The organism is Cryobacterium sp. MP_M3 (assembly GCF_015752155.1).
GTDB lineage: Bacteria > Actinomycetota > Actinomycetes > Actinomycetales > Microbacteriaceae > Cryobacterium.
The window spans coordinates 25,446-47,120 of the sequence record NZ_JADOVI010000017.1 but is presented as its reverse complement, the minus strand read 5'-3'; the positions used below and the strand labels follow the sequence as shown (position 1 = coordinate 47,120).

General features: G+C 69.8%; 18 protein-coding genes. 8 read left to right on the top strand and 10 right to left on the bottom strand.

The features are described 5' to 3' along the window. Positions 1-21 precede the first annotated feature (21 nt). Positions 22-465 (bottom strand): flavodoxin domain-containing protein, encoded by a 444-nt coding sequence (locus IWX89_RS15860; RefSeq protein ID WP_196904509.1) that lies wholly within the window; start codon positions 463-465, stop codon positions 22-24. Between the two features lie 261 nt (positions 466-726). Between IWX89_RS15860 and IWX89_RS15855 the strand changes: the two genes are divergently transcribed. Then, a complete protein-coding gene (locus tag IWX89_RS15855) occupies positions 727-1,992 on the top strand; it encodes an HNH endonuclease signature motif containing protein (protein WP_196904508.1) in 1,266 nt (421 codons plus the stop codon). Positions 1,993-2,043: 51 nt separating this feature from the next. Here the strand turns inward: IWX89_RS15855 and IWX89_RS15850 are convergent, their stop codons facing one another. From IWX89_RS15850 to IWX89_RS15825, 6 genes are read right to left on the bottom strand one after another with little or no spacing between them, the layout of a single operon-like run. Beyond that, on the bottom strand, positions 2,044-2,400 hold the full coding sequence (locus IWX89_RS15850) for a DUF1801 domain-containing protein (RefSeq protein WP_196904507.1): 357 nt from the start codon (positions 2,398-2,400) through the stop codon (positions 2,044-2,046). Between the two features lie 20 nt (positions 2,401-2,420). Continuing rightward, on the bottom strand, positions 2,421-3,203 hold the full coding sequence (locus IWX89_RS15845; protein ID WP_196904506.1) for an alpha/beta hydrolase: 783 nt from the start codon (positions 3,201-3,203) through the stop codon (positions 2,421-2,423). A 58-nt stretch (positions 3,204-3,261) separates the two neighbouring features. Then, positions 3,262-3,870: an energy-coupling factor transporter transmembrane protein EcfT gene (locus tag IWX89_RS15840; RefSeq protein ID WP_196904505.1), complete on the bottom strand. Its 609-nt coding sequence runs from the start codon at positions 3,868-3,870 to the stop codon at positions 3,262-3,264. 13 nt (positions 3,871-3,883) lie between these two features. Next, positions 3,884-4,564: an energy-coupling factor ABC transporter ATP-binding protein gene (locus IWX89_RS15835; RefSeq protein ID WP_196904504.1), complete on the bottom strand. Its 681-nt coding sequence runs from the start codon at positions 4,562-4,564 to the stop codon at positions 3,884-3,886. Continuing rightward, positions 4,561-5,169, bottom strand: a complete 609-nt coding sequence (locus tag IWX89_RS15830) for a biotin transporter BioY (RefSeq protein WP_196904503.1) — start codon at positions 5,167-5,169, stop codon at positions 4,561-4,563. The genes IWX89_RS15835 and IWX89_RS15830 overlap by 4 nt, the downstream gene beginning before the upstream one ends. 45 nt (positions 5,170-5,214) lie before the next feature. Beyond that, positions 5,215-7,023, bottom strand: coding sequence for a glycoside hydrolase family 15 protein (locus IWX89_RS15825; RefSeq protein WP_196904502.1), 1,809 nt, complete (start codon positions 7,021-7,023; stop codon positions 5,215-5,217). Positions 7,024-7,052: 29 nt separating this feature from the next. On the opposite strand from IWX89_RS15825, the gene IWX89_RS15820 reads away from it, so the two are divergent. Beyond that, entirely contained in the window at positions 7,053-8,429 is a 1,377-nt protein-coding gene (locus IWX89_RS15820) for a glucose-6-phosphate dehydrogenase (protein ID WP_196904501.1), read from the top strand. A 21-nt stretch (positions 8,430-8,450) separates the two neighbouring features. Here the strand turns inward: IWX89_RS15820 and IWX89_RS15815 are convergent, their stop codons facing one another. Then, a complete protein-coding gene (locus tag IWX89_RS15815; protein ID WP_196904500.1) occupies positions 8,451-8,894 on the bottom strand; it encodes a hypothetical protein in 444 nt (147 codons plus the stop codon). Positions 8,895-8,987: 93 nt separating this feature from the next. Next, on the bottom strand, positions 8,988-9,176 hold the full coding sequence (locus tag IWX89_RS15810) for a hypothetical protein (RefSeq protein ID WP_196904499.1): 189 nt from the start codon (positions 9,174-9,176) through the stop codon (positions 8,988-8,990). Between the two features lie 128 nt (positions 9,177-9,304). Here IWX89_RS15810 and IWX89_RS15805 point away from each other — a divergent pair, with 128 nt between their 5' ends. From IWX89_RS15805 to IWX89_RS15795, 3 genes are read left to right on the top strand one after another with little or no spacing between them, the layout of a single operon-like run. Further along, positions 9,305-9,922: a TetR/AcrR family transcriptional regulator gene (locus tag IWX89_RS15805; protein WP_196904498.1), complete on the top strand. Its 618-nt coding sequence runs from the start codon at positions 9,305-9,307 to the stop codon at positions 9,920-9,922. 4 nt (positions 9,923-9,926) lie between these two features. After that, complete coding sequence (locus IWX89_RS15800; RefSeq protein WP_196904497.1) at positions 9,927-12,887, top strand: MMPL family transporter; 2,961 nt, start codon at positions 9,927-9,929, stop codon at positions 12,885-12,887. After that, positions 12,884-14,803, top strand: a complete 1,920-nt coding sequence (locus tag IWX89_RS15795; RefSeq protein ID WP_196904496.1) for a YhgE/Pip family protein — start codon at positions 12,884-12,886, stop codon at positions 14,801-14,803. Before IWX89_RS15800 ends, IWX89_RS15795 begins: the two co-directional genes overlap by 4 nt. A gap of 28 nt (positions 14,804-14,831) precedes the next feature. Here IWX89_RS15795 and IWX89_RS15790 read toward each other — a convergent pair whose 3' ends face one another. Then, a complete protein-coding gene (locus tag IWX89_RS15790; RefSeq protein WP_196904495.1) occupies positions 14,832-15,689 on the bottom strand; it encodes a sugar phosphate isomerase/epimerase in 858 nt (285 codons plus the stop codon). Between the two features lie 197 nt (positions 15,690-15,886). On the opposite strand from IWX89_RS15790, the gene IWX89_RS15785 reads away from it, so the two are divergent. From IWX89_RS15785 to IWX89_RS15775, 3 genes are read left to right on the top strand one after another with little or no spacing between them, the layout of a single operon-like run. Further along, positions 15,887-18,076, top strand: a complete 2,190-nt coding sequence (locus tag IWX89_RS15785; RefSeq protein WP_374220529.1) for a bifunctional alpha,alpha-trehalose-phosphate synthase (UDP-forming)/trehalose-phosphatase — start codon at positions 15,887-15,889, stop codon at positions 18,074-18,076. Positions 18,077-18,121: 45 nt separating this feature from the next. Then, a complete protein-coding gene (gene ilvD / locus IWX89_RS15780) occupies positions 18,122-19,816 on the top strand; it encodes a dihydroxy-acid dehydratase (protein WP_196904494.1) in 1,695 nt (564 codons plus the stop codon). A gap of 37 nt (positions 19,817-19,853) precedes the next feature. Beyond that, entirely contained in the window at positions 19,854-21,674 is a 1,821-nt protein-coding gene (locus IWX89_RS15775) for an acetolactate synthase large subunit (RefSeq protein ID WP_196904493.1), read from the top strand. Position 21,675 lies beyond the last annotated feature (1 nt).

Here is a 21,675-nt window from a genome sequence, read left to right as displayed (position 1 = left end):
TGAGACGGTGTGAGCCCAGGCTCAGCGCCGCAGGGTGGGCATGATCGCGCCGGCCCATTCGGCGGCCTTGTCGAGCTCGCCCGGGGCAAGCGGGCCTTCGCTCCCTTCGACGATGAAGCCGTGGGGTTTGGCCACGATGTGGGCGCCGGCGTGCTCCAGGGCGTGGGAGATCTTGCCGGCGGCATCGCCGTGGATGAAGAGGCGCACGCGCGTGTCGAATGCCGCAGCCCTCACGCCGTGCAGCATTCCGACGCCGAGCTGGGCGAGGAAGGCCTGCATCCGCGGTGACGGCCGCCAGCCGATGATGGGGCAGCCAACGACGAGGAGTTCAACGCCGGTGAGGCGCTCGGGAGTGAGGCCGGAAACGGAGACGACAGCGGTGCCTTCGCCGAGTTCCGCGGCGATCTTCTCGGCCACGATTCGCGTGTTGCCGTAATTGGAGTCGTAGACGACGAGTGTGCTCATGGTGGTACCTCCAGCGATCGGGTTCGGGTAGGTGCTGGTGTGACCAGTGTGGCCCGGCGGGATGGGTGCGGCAAGGGGGTCCGCGTCTGTCGACATCTCCCCACCTGGTCTCGAAGAGCTCGACCGCCGCCGGTGATTGAGCCTGTCGAAATCGCCCCCGACTTGTCCTCCACAAAACGGGTTTGATCAGCTTATCCACACCCATTCGTGAGGCCCGGTTGTGCCCCGGGGAATGTCGGTGGCTGGTCGTAGTGTGCGGGTATGGCCATCCCGGTGAGCACCACCCAGCAGCAGCTCGGACTGCTCTTCGACGAGGTCGCGGCAGCGGACAAGGCGATCGCCCGGTGCTTCGCCGCGCGGGCCGAGGCTGTCGACCGGGCCCGCCGGTTCAGCGAGGCGCAGGCCGCGTCGATTCCGCTGAGCCTGCAGTCCCGGTGGAGCCGGGAGGAGATCGCGCAGCGGGAGCTCTCCAGCGAACTCGCCGCCACACTCCGGATCCCGGAGCGCACCGCGGAGACCCTGCTCGCGGAGAGCCAGGCGTTGGTGAAGGACCTCCCCGCCACCCGGGCGGCGTTGGCGGAGGGGCGGATCAGTTACCGGCATGCGCAGACGATCGTGGGCCAGTCCTGGTCGATCCCCGTCGAGGGGCTGGCCGCGTTCGAACAAGCCCTGCTGCCCTCGGCCGAGCACCTCACCGTGGCCAAGCTCAAGCACAAGGCCCGGTTGCTGCGGGAACGCCTGCACCCGGAGACGATCACGGCCCGGCGGGCGGGGTCGATCGCGAATCGTACCTCGTCCGTGGAGGCCGGGGCCGACGGGATGGCCACCCTGTACCTGACGACGGGGGCGGAGCTGGTGCAGGCGATCTTCACCCGGGCCACCGACCTCGCCGCCAGCCTCCAGGGTCCGGAGGAGACGCGAACGTTGACCCAGGTGCGCACCGATGTGCTCAGTGACCTGTTGATCCACGGGGTCACCCCGACCGGTGTCGGCACCGGGGTCAAGGCCACCGTGCAGGTGACCGTCCCGGTGCTGACACTCCTCGGCCACAGCGAGGAACCGGGGTACCTGGAAGGGTATGGGCCGATCGATCCGGACACGGCGCGGGATCTGGCGTCGAGGGCGCCGAGCTTCACCCGGCTGCTCACCCACCCGGAGACCGGGGTGATCCTCTCCGTCGGGAGGAACCGGTACAAAACCCCCAAGGCCATGCGCCGCTTCCTCCGCCTGCGCGATGAGACCTGCCGCTTTCCAGGCTGCAACCGGCCCGCGAGGGGTGCGGAGCTCGACCATTCCCATGACTGGGGGTTGCTCGGTGAGACCGCGCACGACAACCTCGCCCACCTCTGCAGGCCAAACCACGCCCTGAAAACCCAGACCCGGTGGACCGTCGCCCAACACCCCGGCGGCATCCTCACCTGGACCTCCCCGACCGGGCGGGACTTCACCACCGAACCCGCGACGATACTTCCGACCGGGCCGCCGAGAGCCGCGGCGGCAGACCTCCCCGATGACCCGCCGTTCTGAAGAGGGTCCGGCCGGCGGCCTGCCGAAAAGGGGAGGGCTTCCCGCCCTGGGTCATCTGGTGCCGAGCTCGCGCACCTGGCGGAGCCAGTCCGCCTGGAGCGGAAGGTCGAGATCGGTGCTGCTGCGGAGTTTCACCGAACTCATCCGGCCGGAACCGGCGGCCTCCAGCCGGCCTGAGGTGTCCGTGATGTCCTGGCCTCGCCACAGCAACAGGGTGACGTAGGCCGGATACGCCTTGAAGCCGGCGACCGGGGTCTTCGCGGCGAGCCAGACCGGGTGGCCGTGCCACATCTGCCCGTCCGCACGCGGCAGCGCCTCATCGAACTGCGCCTGCAGGGTCCTGCCGATGGCGGCCAGGTTCTCCGGGAGGGAATCCAGGTACTCGTCGACGGTCACGGGGGAGGGCATGGTGGGACTCCTGTCTGGTGCTAGCGGGAGGTCGAATCGGCCAGGAACGCAGTGAGGTTCCGGGTGATCGCGGCGGCCACGGCATCCGTTGAGGCGGTCGCGATGCCGTCCCCGACCTCTACGCCGTAGTCGCCGAACCGGGCGTGGTTGGCCCCCGGAATCTCCACGAATCTGGTGTCCGCCGGGAGCCTCCCGGCAGTGTCGGCGATCTTCGCCGGGGTGCTCAGGGCGTCCGCGCTACCCGTGAGGCTCAGCACGGGCAGGTCATCCCTGGCCAGCGGGGCCGCGCAATAGCTTCCGAAGAGCACCAGCCCGGCGACCTGGGGTTGGTCGGCATACAGGCACGCCCGCACTCCGCCGAGGGAGTGTCCGCCCACCAGCCAGGTCGTGACGCCGGGGGCGACCTCGGTGAACGCGTCGAGCGGCCGCAGGTCGAGGATGGCGAGGTTCAGCACCGGCTTGGTGATAACGACGGTCAGCCCGGTTCCTTCCACCGTTGCCGCGAGTTTGTAGAGGTAGGCATACGGGTCCACCCGCGCGCCCGGGACGAAGACGAGGCCGACACCGGATGCGCCCGATTTCGGGGCGAGGACGACCGCGTTCGCGGTGTCGGTCACCGAGACGGCCGGATTGGCGAACACCCTGTCGGCGGCCCCCCGGTCAACGGTGCGCACGGTGTTGGCCCAGACCAGGAAGACGACGATCGCGAGTACGAACGCGGCGAGGGCCACCCAGCCGATCAGGCGCACCCGGCGCAGGATCCGGCCCGGCCGGGACTCGTCGGCGGTCGCAGTCTGGGACATCGTTCCTCTTCTGTCGGGCGCACGGTCGGTGCGGGTTCCCAATCTAGAGCGGATGCGCTCAGTCGTCGAGCCCGCGCGCCACCAGAGCCTCACCGATCGCGTCCGCGGCGTACAGCGACCGCACCACCACCGGAACCGCCAGGGCGAGAAGGGAACCCTGCGTGCCTCTGGCCCTGCGTGCCTCGAGCACCTCCGCGACGATCTCGGCGACGAGCGGGATGCAGCGCAGGGTGAGCGCGACGAGCAGCCCGACCCGGTCCGCATCGATCCAGCGGCGGAACGGGTGCAGCAGCGCCTGGAACCCTTCCAGAACCGCCGTGACCGTCGTCGTGAGGGTGAACAGGGCCGCCAGGGCGACCGCGACCACCAGGCGACCGGCCATCATGCCGGCCGTCGTCCAACCGGCGAACAACGCCTGGAGCGGCACGGCGACGATGAGGACCCAGAGGATCGGGCCGATCTGCTGCCAGGCCGGCCGAGGGGGGATGCCGGCCACGACGTAGAGGCCGAAGACGGCGCCGAGGGCGACGAGCAACTGCCAGGGCTGCCCGAGCAGTCCGACGACGGTCACGCCGACTGACAGCAGCAGCAGCTTGAGCAGGGTCGGCGTGCGGTGGATGATCGAGGATCCCGGGTGGTAGAGGCCGATCACGACGGCCGGCCCCACTCGTCCGGCACCCTCACGCGAGCAGCTCCCGGTAGGATTCGAGGGCCGCATCCGGGCTGCCGTCGAAGGCGACCTCGCCCTCGTCGATCACGACGACACGGTCGAACCCGGCTAGGAGCTCGAGCTGGTGCGTCACGACGATGACCTGCTGGCTCATCTCCTGGAGGAGCTCGGTGATCCGCCGGGCGTTCCGGGCATCGAGAAGCGTTGTCGGCTCGTCCGCCACGACGATTGTCGGCTCCGCCACGAGCACGGCGGCCAGGGCCAGCAGCTGCTTCTGACCGCCGGAGAGCCGGTGGGCGGGGTGGTCGGCGTGGGCGCTGAGACCGAACCGGTCGAGGGCGGCCGCCGTGCGTTCGGCCACCTGCTCGCGGGTGAGCCCCCGCCGTCGCAGGGTGAAGGCCACGTCCTCCTGCACCGTCGGCATCACGATCTGGTTGTCGGGGTTGGTGAAGATGAAACCGACCTGTCGGCGCACCTCCCGGGCGTTCCGGGCCACATTGAGGCCGTCGACGCTCACGGTGCCGCTGGTGGGGGTGATCAGCCCGTTGATCATCCGCACCAGGGTAGACTTGCCGGATCCGTTCGCCCCGACCACCCCGATCCGGTGCTCGCTGAGGTCGAGCCGGATGTCCCGCAGGACACTCCGCTCCCCATAGGAATGGGACACCCCGTCGAACGTGATCCGGGTCATCGACCGGCGCGCCCCGCCGTCATCGCCGGCTTGCGGCGGAGGGCGCCCGGGATCAGGCCGGGGTAGGCCTTGTGCACCTGTCGCGCGACCAGCACGGTGACGACGGCCTTGGCCACGTCGCCGGGCAGGAACTTGACGCTGTCGACGAGCGCCGCCCAGAGCGGCAGGCCCAGGTTGACCGCGGTCACCGGCACGCCCAGCAGGTAGACCACGACGATTCCGCCGAGGACGGTCGCCCCCAGGGCCGGCCAGAACGGGTACCGGGGGAGCAGCACCGCGGTGAGGTAGCCGATGACGGCCACCCCGGCGAGCCAGCCGTAGACATAGCCGGCCGACGGCGAGGTGGTGAACCAGACGAGCCCGCCGCGCCCGCCGGAAAGCAGCGGGAGACCGGCCGCAGTGAGAACGAGGAAGAGGAGCACGGCGAAGAAGCCCTTGCGCGCACCGAGGATCGCCCCGGCGAGCATCACACCCAGGGTCTGGAAGGTGATCGGCACCGCGACGGCGCCGATCGTCAGGGCGCCGGGGAGCCCGAGGGCGGCGATGAGGGCGGCGAAGATGGCGATCTGGGCGAGATCGCGCACGGTGAGGGTTCGGGCAGTCATGTTCTTCAATCTAGAATTCGGGGCCACCCCTCCGCTGGGGAAGACCTACAAAGAATCGGCCGGATCTCTGGTCGAGGCCTCCGAAACGCAGCCGGCGATCGCGTCGGCCGCCCGCACGAGGGCCAGATGACTGAGCGCCTGCGGGGTGTTCCCGGCCTGCAGGCCGGCGTCGACGTCGTACTCCTCCGACAGGAGCCCGACGTCGTTGGCGAAGCCGACAAGCCGATCCATCAGCGCCACCGCGTCCGCCTCACGGCCGGAGTCCGCGTACTGCTCGACCAGCCAGAATGAGCAGGCAAGGAACGGATGCTCGCCCGCGGCCAGGCCGTCCACGCCGGCGTCCGTCCGGTAGCGGAGCACCAGGCCGTGGTGCAGCAGGTCGGCTTCGATCGCGGCGACCGTGCCGAGCATCCGCGGGTCCGACGCGTCGCAGAAACCGACCTGCGGGAGTACCAGGAGGGAGGCATCGACCTCGTCTCCGCCGAAGTACTGGGTGTAGCTGTTCCGGGCCCTGTTGAAGCCGCGCTGCTCGATCTCGCGGCGCACCTCGTCGCGGAGCCGCGTCCAGCGTTCCACCGGCCCGGGCAGCGCGAAATCGGTCGCGCCGCGCACCAGCCGGTCGAACGCGGCCCAGACCATGACCCGGGAGTGGGTGAACTCCCGGGCAGGTCCACGCACCTCCCAGATGCCCTGGTCGGGCCGCGACCAGTTCTGTTCGAGGAACCCGGCGAGTGCGCGTTGCAGGGGCCAGGAGAACTCGGTCTCGGCGACGCCGGCCTCCCGGGCGGCGTGCAAGGCCACCATCACCTCGCCGATCACGTCGGACTGGAACTGGTCGACGGCGCCGTTGCCGACCCGCACCGGCCCGGAGCCACGGTAACCGGGCAGGCTGGGCAGCTCGCGCTCGGGGAGGTACCGCTCACCGGCGAGCCCGTACATGATCTGCACGTCATTCGGGTCGCCGGCCACGGCCCGCAACAGCCACGCCCGCCAGCCCTGGGCTTCCACTTCATAGCCGTGGGAGAGCAGCACGGTCAGGGTCAGGGCCGCATCCCGAAGCCAGACGTAGCGGTAGTCCCAGTTGCGGCCGCCGCCGCGCAGCTCGGGCAGGGAGGTGGTAGCCGCGGCGACGATGCCGCCGGTCGTCTCGTGGGTCAGCGCCCGCAGCACGAGCATCGAACGCACCACCTCGTCCCGGTAGGGCCCCTCGTGCGTGCAGGTCCCGGCCCAGCCCCGCCACCACCCGGCCGTCGTCGCATACGCCGCCGAGACGTCGAGAGCGGGCGGCGGCTCGCGGTGCGAGGGATACCAGCAGAGCTGCAGGTCGACGTCCTCGCCGGCGTGGACCCGGAAACGGGCCGCGTGCCGGTGGTCGGCGGCGTGCATCACCGGACCGCGCACGATGATCGCGTCCGGACCGGCCACGGCAACCAGTCCGTGCTCGCCGGCGGTCGTCACCTGCCGCACCCACGGCATGGTCGTCGCATAACCGAAACGGATGCGCAGGTCTTCGATCATCTCCACCGTCCCCGATACCCCGCGCACCCGGCGCAGCACATCGGCGCGACCGTCGCCGTGCGGCATGAAATCGATCACCTCGACCGAACCTGCGGGCGTCGTCCACAGCGTGGTGAGGATGAAGGTGCCCTCGTCATAGGAGCGGGTGCAGGTGGACGCCGGGTCGGCCGGGGCGAGCAGCCAGCGCCCGTGGTCCTCGTCGCCCAGCAGCGCGCCGGACATCGACGCCGAGTCGTACCGGGGGAGGCAGAGCCAGTCGATGCTTCCATCCCTGCCGACCAGCGCGGCCGAGTGGCAATCGCTGATCAGCGCGTAATCCTCGATATTGAGTGCCATGCAGTCATCCTGCCAGCTACGTTGGGCTGATGACCAAGCCAATCTCGACGCTCCTGATCCTCGGCGCCGGCGGAGACCTTGCCGCCCGGCTGCTTCTTCCCGCCCTCGGCCAGCTGCTCACCGCGCACCCCAACCGGCGGATTCAACTGATCGGGGCAGGCCGGGAGGAATTCAGCCCTGCCGAGTGGCTGGCGAGGCTGACCACGTCGTTCGCGCTCGGGGAGGGGACCGGCGCCGCAGTGGAGAGAATCCTCGAGACAACGGAATACCACACGAGCGACCTGGCCGACCCGGCCGAGCTGGAGCGCCTGATCGCGCTGTGCTCGGGTGTGCCCGCGATCTACTTCGCCCTGCCGCCGGCCATCGCGGCAGGGGTCTGTGATGCCCTCGCGGACGTCGCCTTGCCCGACGGCACCCAACTGGCATTGGAGAAACCGTTCGGCGTCGACGAGCAGGGTGCCATCGCCTTGAACGCGCGGTTGGCCAGGCTCGTTCCGGAGGACCAGATCCACCGGGTCGACCACTTCCTCGGGCGGTCCACCGTGCTCAACCTCGTGGGGCTTCGGTTCGCAAACCGGATCTTCGAACCGCTCTGGAGCAACATCCACATCGAACGGGTCGACGTCGTCTACGACGAACAGCTCGGCCTCGAGGGCCGAGCGGGCTATTACGACCGAGCCGGCGCCATGGTCGACATGATCCAGAGCCACCTCCTGCAGGTTCTGGCGGTGCTCGCCATGGAACCGCCATCGTCGCTCGATGCCGCCGACCTCCGCGACGCCAAGGGAATCGTGCTGCGTGCCACCCGGCTCCGCGGCGGCAGTCCCACCCGCTCCAGCAGGCGAGGACGCTACACCGCGGGAAAGGTCGACGGGAAGAACGTCCCCTCCTACCTCGACGAGAAGGGCGTTCAGCCGGCCAACGACACCGAGACGCTCGCCGAGGTGACGTTCGAAATCGACAACTGGCGCTGGGCGGGAGTGCCGTTCACCCTCCGCTCCGGCAAGGCACTCGGGGAACGACGACGGGAGATCGCCATCACGTTCAAGCCCGTCCCTCACCTGCCGATCGGGCTCAGCGGACTGTCGGGGCCGACCGTGCTGCGCATCTTCCTCGGGCCGGACGAGATGGCCATCGACCTCAACCTGAATGGGCCGGGAGACCCGCACACCCTCGACCGGGTGCGCCTCGGGGCATCCTTCGGTCCGGGCCAGCTGCTGGCCTACGGTGAGGTGCTCGAGGGGGTGCTCGACGGTGATCCGGCCCTGTCGGTGCGGGCGGACACCGCGGTGCAGTGCTGGCGCATCGTGGCGCCCGTACTGGCGGCCTGGCGCGCCGGGAAGGTGCCGTTGGAGGACTACCCGGCAGGGACAGACGGTCCGGCCGGGTGGAAGAAGCTGGGCTGAGCGGACGCCGGCCGAGGAGAGCTAGGCGACGAGGCGAGCGCTCTCAGCCGGCTGCTGGGCCGACCGGTCCACGGGCTGGACGGCAGAGAAAACCGGCAGGTGCACGGGAACCTTCGACGGTGCGCGCTCGGATTCCTCGCGCTCGGGTTCGGCCCACACCGAGATCGGTGCCGGGGTCCACGGCAGCGCGGTGGGCTCGGCGACGACCTCTCCGCGCAGGAGGGACGTCTCGGTGCGCAGCACGGCGGAGAGCGAGGCGGCGATCTGGTGGGCCTTGAGGCCGTGGAAGATCACGTCGGTGTCGCCCTCGCTGCGGGGGACGAGGGTCCACTTGCCCTGAGCGCCTACCAGCTGTGAGAGCTGCTCGTGCAGGAGGGCGAAAACCTGCTCGTCGCTGAGCTCCGGAACGGGAACGGGCGCGGGTGCGGCAATGACCGGTGCGACGCGACGTCGGCGACCAAACATCGGTGGCCCCTTTCAATTGGCATGCTCGTGTTCCTATCAGTGTGCCGCCCGGAAGGGGGCTTGACTGGATGACACGCCGCAGGAAACCGCAAGTCAGCTGTCGATTTGCCGTTCGTCCGCGTCCTTCATGACCGTGCCGATGGCGACCGCGGCGCTGAGCGCCCAGCCAAGCCACATCAGCACGAGGCGCCAGTCGCGTGGACCGCTCCTGGTGGCCTGCAGGATATTCCATCCGCCGGCGATGACGCCGATCATGGCGCTACTGAAGATGAACTTTCGCATGTGAGGGCCTCCTGCCTCCTACGCTACCGGGCCGGGCCGGCTCGCGTTCCCTCCGGGTTGCCCGCGTGTCACCTCTATCGCTGACCGATCGTGCAGAACCTGACCGATCGGTCAAGTAGGGTGAACGGGTGCCTCCAGAATCTTCCACGACTCCTCCCGCTCTCACCCGGCCGAGCACCGGCGACGAGCTGCGGGCCACCGCGCTCGCCCAGTTCGCGTCGATCGGCTTCGCCGGCACGTCGCTGCAGCAGATCGCCGACGCCGCCGGCTACTCGAAATCGAGTGTGCTGTACCACTTCGCCTCGAAGGAGGCGTTGCTGGGGGAGGTCCTCACTCCCGCGATCGACCGGCTCGAGGTCATTCTCAATCGGTTCGTCGATTCCCCCGACGAAACGGCGTCGCGGCGGCGGTTCGTCGACGATTTCATCGACTTCCTGCTCGAGTTCCGGCTCGAGCTGCACACCTTCATCAACCAGGCCCAGTCCCTTCGCGGGATCCCCGTCATCGACCGGGCGGGCGTACTGATCGTTCGCCTCTCCGACACCCTCTGCCACGACGGTGCCAGCACGGAAGACCGCATCCGTTTCGGCATCGCCCTCGGCGGCGCCGCCTACACGCTGGTCGCGGGGATGACCTTCCTCAACAAGGACATCGCCCCCGCGGATGAGATCCGCCAGGCGCTCTCCGTCGTGATCACCGAGCTCCTCGCCCCCGTCGCCGTTCACACGTCCCAGTCCCGGAAGTAGCACCATGGCCACCCTGCTCTACCGCATCGGACATTTCGCCTACCGCCGCGCCTGGCTCGTGCTCGGCATCTGGGTGCTCCTCCTGGCCGGGATCCTCGGCGGCGGTTTCGCCCTCGGCGGCCACAGCCAGGAGTCCTACGCGATCCCCGGCACCGAATCGCAGGACACCATCGACAAGCTCGCGGAGGTGTTCCCGGCTGCTGCCGGCGCCCAGGTGCAGGTCGTCTACCGGGCGCCGGACGGGGCATCCGTCACCGCGCCCACCTACCGGGCCGCCATCGAGGAGATGGCCACTGCTCTCGGCCAGGTGCCCGGCGTCGACACGGTGATCACCCCGTTCTCCGAGTACGCCTCGGGCGCGATCTCACAGGATGAATCGACCGCGTTCAGCCAGGCGCAGCTCAGCGGACCGTCGACCACGGTCACCCAGGCCACTCTCGACGGGCTGACCGCGACCGCGTCGATCGGCAGGGACGCGGGCCTCGAGGTGGCGTTCGGCGGCCAGGTGTTCCAGGACAACACGTTCGGCATCACCATCACCGAGGTCTTCGGCCTGCTCTTCGCCGGGGTCGTGCTGCTCGTCACCTTCGGCTCGCTCGTCTCCGCCGGGATGCCGTTGCTGATGGCCCTGATCGGTGTCGGCGTGGCCATCGGCGGCATCACCGCGATCTCCGCCTTCGTGCCCGTCTCCAGCACCGCCCCCATGCTGGCCCTCATGCTCGGTCTCGCCGTCGGCATCGACTACTCGCTGTTCATCCTGTCCAGGCATCGCACGCAGCTGGCGCGCGGCACCGCCCCGCACGAGTCCGCCGCGACCGCCGTGGCCACGGCGGGCAGTGCCGTCGTGTTCGCCGGGCTGACCGTCATCATCGCCCTGCTCGGGCTGCTCGTCGTCGGGATCCCGTTCCTGAGCGTGATGGGCGTGGCCGCGGCATTCGCTGTCCTCGTGTCGATCGGGGTCGCGATCACTCTGCTGCCGGCGATCCTCGGTCTGTCCGGGGCGAGGCTCGCCCCGAAACCCGGCAGCCGGGCGCACCGCCGGGCGATGATGCCCGACACCGGCCGGCCGACCCTTGGCCGGCTCTGGGTCGGCGTCGTGCTCAAAGCCCCCGCGCTCGTGGTCCTCGTCGTCGTCGGGATCCTCGGCACCCTGGCCGTTCCGGCCCTCAGCCTCGACCTCAACCTGCCCGACGGCGCCTCCGAACCGGCCGCGTCCACCCAGCACAAGGCCTACACCCTCATCGAAGACGGTTTCGGGCCCGGTTACAACGGGCCGCTGATCGTGGTCGTCGACATCACCCAGACGACGAATATCTTCGCCGACCTCGACACCATCGGAGCGCGCCTGCGCGCCCTGCCCGACGTCGCCTTCGTCAGCAAGGGAACGCCGAACCCGACGGTCGACACCGCCATCATCCAGGTCATGCCCGGCAGCGCCCCGAACGCCCCGGAGACGAAGGACCTCGTTCAGTCCATCCGCGCCCTCGCACCCGAGATCGACGCGTCCCTGGGCACCCCCATAGCGGTGACCGGCGCGACGGCCGTCTCGATCGACATCTCCAACCGGCTCGGCAACGCGTTGATCCCGTTCGCATTGATCGTCGTCGGGCTGTCGATCCTCCTGCTCACCATGGTCTTCCGTTCGATCTTCGTGCCAGTCAAGGCCGCCCTCGGCTTCCTGCTCTCCGTGTTCGCGTCGATCGGCGCCACCGTCGCGATCTTCCAGTGGGGCTGGTTCGCCGACCTGCTCGGCGTCGCCCACCCCGGGCCGATCCTGAGCTTCCTGCCCATCCTCCTGATGGCCGTGCTGTTCGGTCTCGCCATGGACTACGAGGTCTTCCTCGTCTCCGGGATGCGCGAGGAATTCGTCGCCAGCGGCCGCCCCCACGACGCCATCGTGCACGGTTTCTCGCACGCCGCCCGGGTCGTCACGGCGGCGGCGCTGATCATGTTCTTCGTCTTCTTCGCCTTCGTGCCCGACGGGACGGGAGCGATCAAGGGCATCGCCTTCGCCCTGGCCGTCGGCGTGTTCCTCGACGCCTTCCTCGTGCGGATGACCCTGGTCCCCGCCGCGATGGCGCTCGCCGGCCGCTGGGCGTGGTGGCTGCCGCGCCCGCTCGACCGGCTGCTGCCCGACGTCGACATCGAGGGCGTCGGACTGCGCCGGCACCTCGACGATAGCGCGTGGGCCCAGGCCCAGGATGCCGCGATCACGGCGGAGGCCGCCGTGCTCGGCGTTCCGGAAAGCCGGCTCGGGCCGCTCGACCTCACAGTGGCCGCGGGCTCCGTGGTGTTCGTCACGGCCGGCGCGACCCGCCGCCGCGTGCTCGCCGCGACCCTCGCCGGGCGCCTCGACCTCGTCTCGGGTCGACTCCAGGTGTGCGGGGCACCGCTTCCCAGTGATCGGAGCACGGTCATGCGCACCGTAGCCCTCGCCGAGGTGGGCGGCCGGCACGACACCGGGCTCACCGTCGGCGAGGTGCTGGCCGAACGACTCGACCTCGCCCACCCGTGGCACCGCGCCGCGAGGCGCCGCGCTGAGCTCGCCGTCTGGCTGGGTCGCCTGGAGATCGCCCTCCCGCAGCCGTCCGGTTCGCGCCCGATCGAGGCGGCGACGCCCATGGCCACCCTGCCTGCCGTCGACCGTGCCGTTGTGCTCGTCGCGGCGGCGCTCGCGGAACGCCCTCGCGTCGTCTTCGTCGACCTCGGCGACGGGCTGCCCGTCGATCCGGCGGGCAGGGACCTCGTCGTCATCCTGGCGGCACTGGCCCCGGCCGCCACCACGATCATCCTCGGCTCAGGATCGGATTCCGGGTTCGGTTCCCTCGCTTCCCGAGCTTCCGCATACGGTGCGCGAGCGGTTCAGGAGATCACCCTTGACGCCGTTGACGACGGCGTGACCCTCGACAGAGACTCCACCCTCGGCAGAGACTCCACCTCCGACAGAAAGGCCCTCCAGCGATGAGCACGAGGCTTGATCGACTGTTCAGCCGCACGCCCGGGCAGCGACGGTGGGCCCTCGCCGCGCTGCTGGCCGGTCTGATCGTGGTACCCCTCGCCGTCGCCGGCCTCTTCGCCGGCGCGCTCGCAAGCGCCGACCAGCGGGTCGACACCCTGCCGGCGCTCGTCGTCAACAACGACACGCTCGTGACGACGGCCCTGCCCGACGGCTCGGAACAGAAGGTGCTCGCCGGGCGTCAGCTCGTCACCGAACTGACCAGACCGGCGGAGGCCGGCTCACCGTCCACCGGCTTCGCCTGGGCCATCTCCAACTCGACGGATGCCGCCGCCGCGCTCGCCGCGGGGCAGGCATACGCCGTGCTCACCATCCCGGCCGACTTCTCCGCCTCGGTCACCTCGCTCGGAGGGAAGGCTCCTACCCGGGCCGACCTCGGCATCCGTACCGACGACGCCCACTCCTACCTGGCCGGTTCTGTCGCGCAGTCGGTGGGCACCGCGATGACGGGGGTGTTCGGCCGTGAGATCACGGCGCAGTACCTCAGCGCCCTCTACTCGAACCTGTCCGGCCTGGGCGATTCCCTCACCCAGGCGTCCGATGGAGCCGCCCAGGTCTCCTCCGGGGTGACCGGCGTCGCCACCGGCCTCGACAGCCTGGCCTCCGGCACGGCCTCCGCGGCGTCCGGCGCGTCCTCCGCGGCATCGGGGGCCGCCGCTCTGTCCTCCGGAGTCGCCGGCTACACGGGCGGGGTCGACGCCCTGAGCTCCGGCCTGGCCGGCCTCGGCTCCGGCGCGGCCGGGCTCAGCCGGCTCAGCGACGGTTGGGCGCAGTACACCGGGGGAGTCGGCAGCGCCGCCGCCGGCTTCGGCTCGCTGACTGCAGCCCTGCTCGCCAATCCCACGAATGCGCCCTACGCCCGGTCGCTGGCCGAGTACCAGGCCGTTCTCGACACCCTGGCCGGGCAGGGGACCGCGCTCAGCGGCCAGACCACGACCGCTCTCAGCGGGGTGCAGGACGGCATCACCCAGAGCGCCGCGGGCGCATCCCGCCTCGCCGCCGGATCGGCACCACTGCGCACGGGGGCGAGCGACCTCGCCACCGGGATCTCCGGACTCTCCGACGGAGTCGCGGGGCTCTCCGGAGGAACGGCGGCCGCGGCATCCGGTGCCCACCAGCTCGAATCCGGCGCCGGCGAACTCGCGGCGGGACTCAAGGACGGCGCGGCCAGCGCCTCCAGGTTGAGCGAGACCGACCCCCAGCAGACCGCCGCCGTCGTGTCCGAACCGGTCGCCATCGTCAGCACCCGTGACAACCCGGTGGACTCGATCGGGCCGATCATCGGCATGGTCTTCGTGCCGGTCGGACTGTGGATCGGTGCGCTGGCGATCTTCCTGGTGCTGAGGCCGCTCTCCGCGACAGCCCTGGCGTCCACCGCCGCCACCGGCCGCCTGGTCGGGCGCGCCCTCGGCCGGGCATTCCTGGTCGCGGCGGCGCAGGCTGTCGTGGTCGTGGCCCTGCTGCACAATGCGCTCGGTGTGTCCTGGCTGTTGCTGCCGTCGACCCTGGCCTTCGCGGTCTTCCTCGCGTTCGTCTTCGTCGCCGTGCACCACTTCCTCGTCACCGCGTTCGGCCGCGTCGGGATCGTGGCTTCCCTGGTGCTGCTCGCGCTGCAAATCACCGCAGTCGGCGGACTCTACCCGATCGAACTGGTGGCGAAGCCGTTCCAGCTGCTGAGCCCGTTCCTGCCGCTGACCTGGGCGGTCCGCGGAATGCAGGCCATCACGACGGGCGAGGGCGGGAATGCCGCGGCCCCCGCAGCCTTCCTGGCCCTGTTCGCGCTGTCCGCTGTGCTCTTGTCACTCTGGACCGTCGCCCGGCGGCGCGGGGCGCGCTCGTTCGGAATATCCCTGGCCCGCGGGTGACGCTGCGGGCCTCTCCGGCCTGGCCGGTCTAGTGGTGGCGGCCCGGCAGCAGCGCCTCGAGGGCGCGACGGGACCGCGGAAAGCGCCGGGGGCGGGCCTGCAGGGTGTGCAGCCGGGCGAAGGCGAGGGTCTCGACGAGCAGGGCCAGTCGTTCCTCCTCGGTCTTGCACTTGCGGGTGTTCACCTCGGCGACGACCTGGCCGTCCCAGCGCGCCTTCGCGAGCATCCCGAGGACCTCGGCGACGGGCTCGCTGCCCCGGCCGGGCAGCAGGTGCTCGTCGAAGACCTTGCCTTCGTCCAGGGATCCTGAGCCGTCGCAGAGGTGAACGTGCCGGAGCCTGTCGCCGAGCGTCGTGGCCATGGCCAGGCTGTCGTGCCCGCTCAGCGCGCAGTGCGAGAAGTCCAGGGTGGCCGCATCGCAGTCCATCAGGGTCGGGTCCCAGCCGGGGGAGTACGCCTTCACGCTGCGGCCGCCGAACTTCCAGGGGAACATGTTCTCGACCGCGATCTCGATCCCGGTCCGGGCGCTGATCTCTCGCACGATCTCGAGGAAGTCCACCGCGTACTCGGCCTGCCAGCGGAACGGCGGGTGCACCACGACGGTGGATGCCCCCACCGCCCTGGCCAGCTCGGCCGAGCGCTCGAGCTTCACTCGAGGATCACGGCCCCAGACGAAGTGCGTCAGCAACAAGACCGGCGCGTGGATCGACAGGATCGGCAGGTGGTACTTCTCGGACAACGCGCGCAGCGCCGCGGCATCCTGGGTGACCTCGTCGCGGGTCACCATGATCTCGATCCCGTCGTAGCCGGCCAGCTTGGCGAGCCGGAATGACTGCTCCGTGGGGAGAGGGTAGGCGCACGTCGTGCTCATGCCGATGCGGATCATTGGCGCCAGCATAGTCATCGTTCCTTAACCGTCGGGGGTACGACGCCCATTGTTCCGGCCGGGCTTGGGCAGCGGCTGATAACCTTGCAGAACCAGCAAGGTGATCGCGCGAGGCGCGCGCCGGAACGGAAAAGACCATCTCGCCAGCAGCCGAGTCCCCCCAGTCCGCCGGTTCGACCCAGACCTACTCGCTCGTGGTGGTGTCGAACCGATTGCCGGTTGATTTCGAGGTTGCCGACGACGGCACGGAAAGCTGGCGCACCTCGCCCGGCGGCCTGGTCACCGCGCTCGAGCCGCTGATGCGCTCCTCGGACGGGGTCTGGGTGGGCTGGCCGGGAGTCGCCGACCGCACCTTCGCCCCCTTCGTCAACGACGGGATCTCCATCGCTCCGGTGCGGCTGAGCGCGGCGGACCTGGAGGACTACTACGAGGGTTTCTCCAACGACACCATCTGGCCGCTCTATCACGACGTGATCGCCCCGCCGAGCTTCCACCGCGAATGGTGGGAGGCCTACGTGCGGGTCAACCGGCGTTTCGCCGAGGAAGCCGCGGCCGTGGCGTCGACCGGCGCGACCGTCTGGGTGCATGACTACCAGCTTCAGCTCGTGCCGCGGATGCTGCGCGAGGCCCGCCCCGACCTCGTGATCGGTTTCTTCAACCACATCCCGTTCCCGCCGTACGGGATCTACGCCCAGCTGCCCTGGCGCAAGCAGATCCTCGACGGCCTCCTCGGCGCCGACCTGATCGGTTTCCAGAGGGCGGCCGACGCCGGCAACTTCTCCCGGGCGGTGCGCCGCCTCTACGGCTACCCGACCCGCGGGGTCGCCATCGACGTGCCCGGCCACGGCGGGATTCATCGCCGCGTCATCGCCAAGCACTTCCCCATCTCCATCGACGCCCGGTCGTACGAGGAACTGGCCAGGCGCCCCGAGGTACAGGCCCGGGCCCGGCAGATCCGGGAGGACCTCGGCAATCCGAAGACGATCCTGCTCGGCGTCGACCGTCTCGACTACACCAAGGGCATCCTGCACCGGATCAAGGCGTTCGGCGAACTCCTCGAGGACGGCAGCGTGAGCGTCGAAGACGTGACCCTGGTGCAGGTCGCGAGCCCCTCACGAGAGCGCGTCGGACCGTACATCGCCCTCAGGGACGAGATCGAGCTCGCGGTCGGCCGCCTCAACGGCGACTATTCGACGATCAGCCACACCGCGATCAGCTACCACCACCACGGCTACCCGCGCGAAGAGATGGTGGCCCTCTATCTGGCTGCCGACGTGATGCTCGTGACCGCCCTCCGCGACGGGATGAACCTCGTCGCCAAGGAATACGTCGCCGTGCGCTTCGACCGCGACGGCGTCCTGGTGCTCAGCGAGTTCGCCGGCGCGGCGGACGAGCTCAAACAGGCCGTGCTGATCAACCCGCACGACATCGACGGGCTGAAGGCGGCCATCCTCCGAGCCATCGCCATGCCCCGGCAGGAACGCCTGCGACGGATGCGCGCCCTCCGCCGCAAGGTCTTCGACAACGATGTGGCCGCCTGGTCCAGCTCTTTCCTCCGCACCCTCACCGAAGGAGCAGCCGTGCGCCCCGGCATCCCCGATCCCCTCGCCACCGCCCTCCGGGACGTCACCAGCACCGGGACCCTGCTCGTCGCCCTCGACTTCGACGGAACCCTGGCCCCTCACGTGGACAACCCGGAGGACGCGCGAGCCGTCGACGGCACCCGCGACGCCGTGCAGCGCCTGCTCGACCAGGACGGCGTGCGCGTCGCCTTCGTGTCCGGCCGGGCACTGGTCAGCCTCCAGCACGTGTCGCAGCCGCAGAGCGACGTGCTGCTGACCGGCTCGCACGGCATCGAGGTTCAGCTGGACACCCCGGAGATCGAGCTGGACCTCGTCTCCGCCGAACTCGAGCAGCTGGACACCCTGGCCCAGGTGCTCGAACGCATCTCCGGCGCCGTCGCCGGAACCTGGATCGAACGGAAACCCGCCGGCCTCGCCCTGCACACCCGGCTCGCCACCCCGCAGGCCGCCCAGTCGGCGCAGAAGGACGCCCGCGAACAGCTCAGCGTGCTCCTGCCGGGACTGACCGTGCGCGAAGGCAAGAACGTGCTCGAATTCGCGGTCCGGGCCAGCACCAAGGGCGACGCCCTCGAGCGCCTCCGCCGGCACACCGGCGCCGACCATGTCTTCTACGCCGGCGACGACCTGACCGACGAGGACGCCTTTGCCGTGCTGGGGGAGGGCGACCTCGGCCTGAAGATCGGCGCGGGCGCCTCCCTCGCCGGCTACCGGGTTCGCGGCCCGGAGGAGGTTCCCCTCGTGCTGGGAATGATCGCCGATCTCCGTGACGCGGCCGCGGAGACTTCGTCCCAGCCGGGAGCCTGAGGGCCGGCCGACGTTCGGGGCCCGGCGACGTTCTAGACTCAGTGCATGCCTGAGTATGATCTGAAACCGCGCAGCCGCGACGTCACCGACGGAATCGAAGCCACCACCTCGCGGGGCATGCTTCGCGCCGTCGGAATGGGAGACGCCGACTGGGAGAAACCCCAGATCGGGATCGCCAGCTCCTGGAACGAGATCACCCCCTGCAACCTGTCCCTTGACCGCCTCGCCCAGTCCGCCAAGGAAGGCGTGCACTCCGGAGGCGGCTACCCGCTGCAGTTCGGCACCATCTCCGTCTCCGACGGCATCTCGATGGGCCATGAGGGCATGCACTTCTCCCTCGTCTCCCGCGAGGTCATCGCCGACTCCGTCGAGGTCGTCATGCAGGCCGAGCGCCTCGACGGTTCCGTCCTCCTCGCCGGCTGCGACAAGTCCCTGCCCGGGATGCTGATGGCCGCCGCCCGCCTCGACCTCGCCAGCGTGTTCCTCTACGCCGGGTCGATCGCACCGGGCTGGGTCAAGCTCTCGGACGGCACCGAGAAGGACATCACCATCATCGACTCGTTCGAGGCCGTCGGCGCCGTGAAGGCCGGCCGGATGACCGAGGCCGACGCCAAGCGGATCGAGTGCGCGTTCGCCCCCGGGGAGGGTGCCTGCGGCGGCATGTACACCGCCAACACCATGGCCAGCGTCGCGGAGGCCCTCGGCATGAGCCTGCCCGGCTCGGCCTCGCCCGCCTCGGCCGACCGCCGCCGCGACTACTACGCGCACCGCTCCGGTGAGGCCGTGGTCAACCTGCTGCGTCTCGGCATCACGGCCAGGGACATCCTCACCCGCAAGGCATTCGAGAACGCCATCGCCGTGGCCATGGCCTTCGGCGGGTCGACGAACGTCGTGCTGCACCTGCTCGCCATCGCGCACGAGGCCGACGTCGACCTCAGCCTGGACGACTTCAACCGGATCGGCGACACCGTGCCGCACATCGGCGACCTCAAGCCGTTCGGCAAGTACGTCATGAACGACGTCGACCGCCAGGGCGGCGTTCCCGCCGTGATGCGGGCGCTCCTCGAAGCCGGCCTGATCCACGGCGACGCGCTCACCGTGACCGGCAAGACGGTCGCCGAGAACCTCGCCGAGATCGACCCGCCCGACCTCGACGGCGAGGTGCTCCGCACGCTCGACAACCCGATCCACGCCAGCGGCGGCATCACCATCCTCAAGGGCTCGATGGCGCCGGAGGGCGCCGTCGTTAAGACCGCCGGCTTCGACAGCGACGTCTTCGTCGGCCCGGCCCGGGTGTTCGAACGGGAGCGGGCCGCGATGGACGCACTCACCGTCGGCGGGATCGAGAAGGGCGACGTCGTCATCATCCGTTTTGAGGGTCCGAAGGGCGGTCCCGGCATGCGCGAGATGCTCTCGATCACCGCGGCCATCAAGGGCGCCGGGCTCGGCGCCGATGTACTACTGTTAACGGACGGCAGATTCTCAGGCGGCACAACCGGACTGTGTATCGGCCACATAGCACCCGAAGCGGTGGACGCAGGTCCAATCGCCTTCGTGCGCGATGGTGATCTCATACGGGTCGATATCGCAGCTCGCACGCTCGACCTACTGGTCGACCCTGAAGAGCTGGCTGCACGGCGCATCGGCTGGGCTCCACTCCCACCGCGCTACACCCGGGGAGTACTCGCGAAGTACTCGAAGCTCGTCCAGTCAGCGGCCGTCGGCGCCGTGACCGGCTAGCGCTCACCATTCGTCAACGAACTAGGGACTTGATCTCATGACCGCGGATTCACCCGTGCCATCGCCATCACCCTCGCCCGCCGCACCTGGACTGTCCGGCGCCGGCGTCGAGCCGGAGATCCTCACCGGCTCAGGGGCCATCATCCGTAGCCTCGAGCTGCTCGGCGTCACCGACGTCTTCGGCCTCCCGGGCGGCGCCGTCATCCCGCTCTACGACGAGCTGATGACCCAGGACGCCATCCGGCACATCCTCGTGCGCCACGAGCAGGGTGCCGGCCACGCCGCTGAGGGCTATGCTTCGGCGAGCAACCGGGTCGGCGTCGCCATCGCCACCAGCGGCCCCGGTGCCACCAACCTGGTCACCGCCATCGCCGACGCCTACATGGACTCGGTGCCGATCGTCTGCATCACCGGCCAGGTCTTCTCCACCCTGATGGGCACGGATGCCTTCCAGGAGGCCGACATCGTCGGCATCACCATGCCGATCACCAAGCATTCCTTCCTCGTCAAGCGGCCGGAGGACATCCCCGCCGCCATCGCCTCCGCGCACCTGATCGCGTCGACCGGCCGGCCCGGCCCGGTGCTCGTCGACATCACCAAGGACGCCCAGCAGAAGAAGGCCCCGTTCATCTGGCCGCCCAAGCTGGACCTGCCCGGCTACCGGCCGATCACCAAGGCCCACGGCAAGCAGGTGCAGGCGGCCGCCCAGCTGCTTGCCGAATCCCGCAAGCCGGTGCTCTACGTCGGCGGCGGCGTCATCCGCGCCCGCGCGTCCGCGGAGCTCCTCGCCTTCGCCGAGCTCACCGGCACGCCCGTCGTCACCACGCTGATGGCCCGCGGTGCCTTCCCCGACTCGCACGAGCAGCACCTGGGCATGCCGGGGATGCACGGCACGGTGTCCGCCGTGCTCGCCCTGCAGGAGGCCGACCTGATCATCGCGCTCGGCGCCCGCTTCGACGACCGGGTGACCGGCAAGGTGTCCGAGTTCGCGCCGCACGCGACCATCGTGCACGTCGACGTCGACCCGGCCGAGATCTCCAAGATCCGCACCGCGGACGTGCCGATCGTCGGCGACGCCAAGGACGTGATCGCCGACCTCACCGTCGCCTACGCGACCGCCGTCAAGACGACGACCCCCGACATCAGCGTCTGGTGGACCTACCTCAACGGCCTGCGCGAGGAGTTCCCGCTCGGCTACTCCGAGCCGACCGACGGCCTGCTCGCCCCGCAGTACGTGATCAAGCGGATCGGCGAACTCACCGGCCCCGAGGGCGTCTACGCCGCCGGCGTCGGCCAGCACCAGATGTGGGCGGCCCAGTACATCAAGTACGAACGGCCCAACTCCTGGCTCAACTCGGGCGGCGCGGGAACCATGGGGTACTCCGTGCCCGCCGCGATGGGCGCCAAGGTCGCCGAACCCGACCGGGTCGTCTGGTCGATCGACGGCGACGGATGCTTCCAGATGACCAACCAGGAACTGGCCACCTGCACGATCAACAACATCCCGATCAAGGTGGCGATCATCAACAACTCGTCGCTCGGCATGGTGCGCCAGTGGCAGACCCTGTTCTACGACGGACGCCACTCGTTCACCGACCTGAACACGGGGCACGGTTCGGCGATGGTGCCCGACTTCCTGAAGCTGGCCGAGGCGTACGGTGCCCTGGGCATCCGCGTCACCAGCGCCGACCAGGTCGACGACGCGATCAAGCTCGCCCTCGCGACCAACGACCGGCCGGTGGTGATCGACTTCATCGTCAGCCGCGACGCGATGGTGTGGCCGATGGTGCCCCAGGGCGTCAGCAACAGCTACGTGCAATACGCCAAAGACCATGCACCGACCTGGGGAGAGGAATAAC

Excerpts from the sequence above, each read along its gene's own strand:
- IWX89_RS15860 (WP_196904509.1), bottom strand. The coding sequence starts at position 465 with ATGAGCACACTCGTCGTCTACGACTCCAATTACGGCAACACGCGAATC.
- IWX89_RS15855 (WP_196904508.1), top strand. The coding sequence starts at position 727 with ATGGCCATCCCGGTGAGCACCACCCAGCAGCAGCTCGGACTGCTCTTC.
- IWX89_RS15850 (WP_196904507.1), bottom strand. The coding sequence starts at position 2,400 with ATGCCCTCCCCCGTGACCGTCGACGAGTACCTGGATTCCCTCCCGGAG.
- IWX89_RS15845 (WP_196904506.1), bottom strand. The coding sequence starts at position 3,203 with ATGTCCCAGACTGCGACCGCCGACGAGTCCCGGCCGGGCCGGATCCTG.
- IWX89_RS15835 (WP_196904504.1), bottom strand. The coding sequence starts at position 4,564 with ATGACCCGGATCACGTTCGACGGGGTGTCCCATTCCTATGGGGAGCGG.
- IWX89_RS15830 (WP_196904503.1), bottom strand. The coding sequence starts at position 5,169 with ATGACTGCCCGAACCCTCACCGTGCGCGATCTCGCCCAGATCGCCATC.
- IWX89_RS15825 (WP_196904502.1), bottom strand. The coding sequence starts at position 7,023 with ATGGCACTCAATATCGAGGATTACGCGCTGATCAGCGATTGCCACTCG.
- IWX89_RS15820 (WP_196904501.1), top strand. The coding sequence starts at position 7,053 with ATGACCAAGCCAATCTCGACGCTCCTGATCCTCGGCGCCGGCGGAGAC.
- IWX89_RS15815 (WP_196904500.1), bottom strand. The coding sequence starts at position 8,894 with ATGTTTGGTCGCCGACGTCGCGTCGCACCGGTCATTGCCGCACCCGCG.
- IWX89_RS15810 (WP_196904499.1), bottom strand. The coding sequence starts at position 9,176 with ATGCGAAAGTTCATCTTCAGTAGCGCCATGATCGGCGTCATCGCCGGC.
- IWX89_RS15800 (WP_196904497.1), top strand. The coding sequence starts at position 9,927 with ATGGCCACCCTGCTCTACCGCATCGGACATTTCGCCTACCGCCGCGCC.
- IWX89_RS15795 (WP_196904496.1), top strand. The coding sequence starts at position 12,884 with ATGAGCACGAGGCTTGATCGACTGTTCAGCCGCACGCCCGGGCAGCGA.
- IWX89_RS15790 (WP_196904495.1), bottom strand. The coding sequence starts at position 15,689 with ATGATCCGCATCGGCATGAGCACGACGTGCGCCTACCCTCTCCCCACG.
- ilvD (WP_196904494.1), top strand. The coding sequence starts at position 18,122 with ATGCCTGAGTATGATCTGAAACCGCGCAGCCGCGACGTCACCGACGGA.
- IWX89_RS15775 (WP_196904493.1), top strand. The coding sequence starts at position 19,854 with ATGACCGCGGATTCACCCGTGCCATCGCCATCACCCTCGCCCGCCGCA.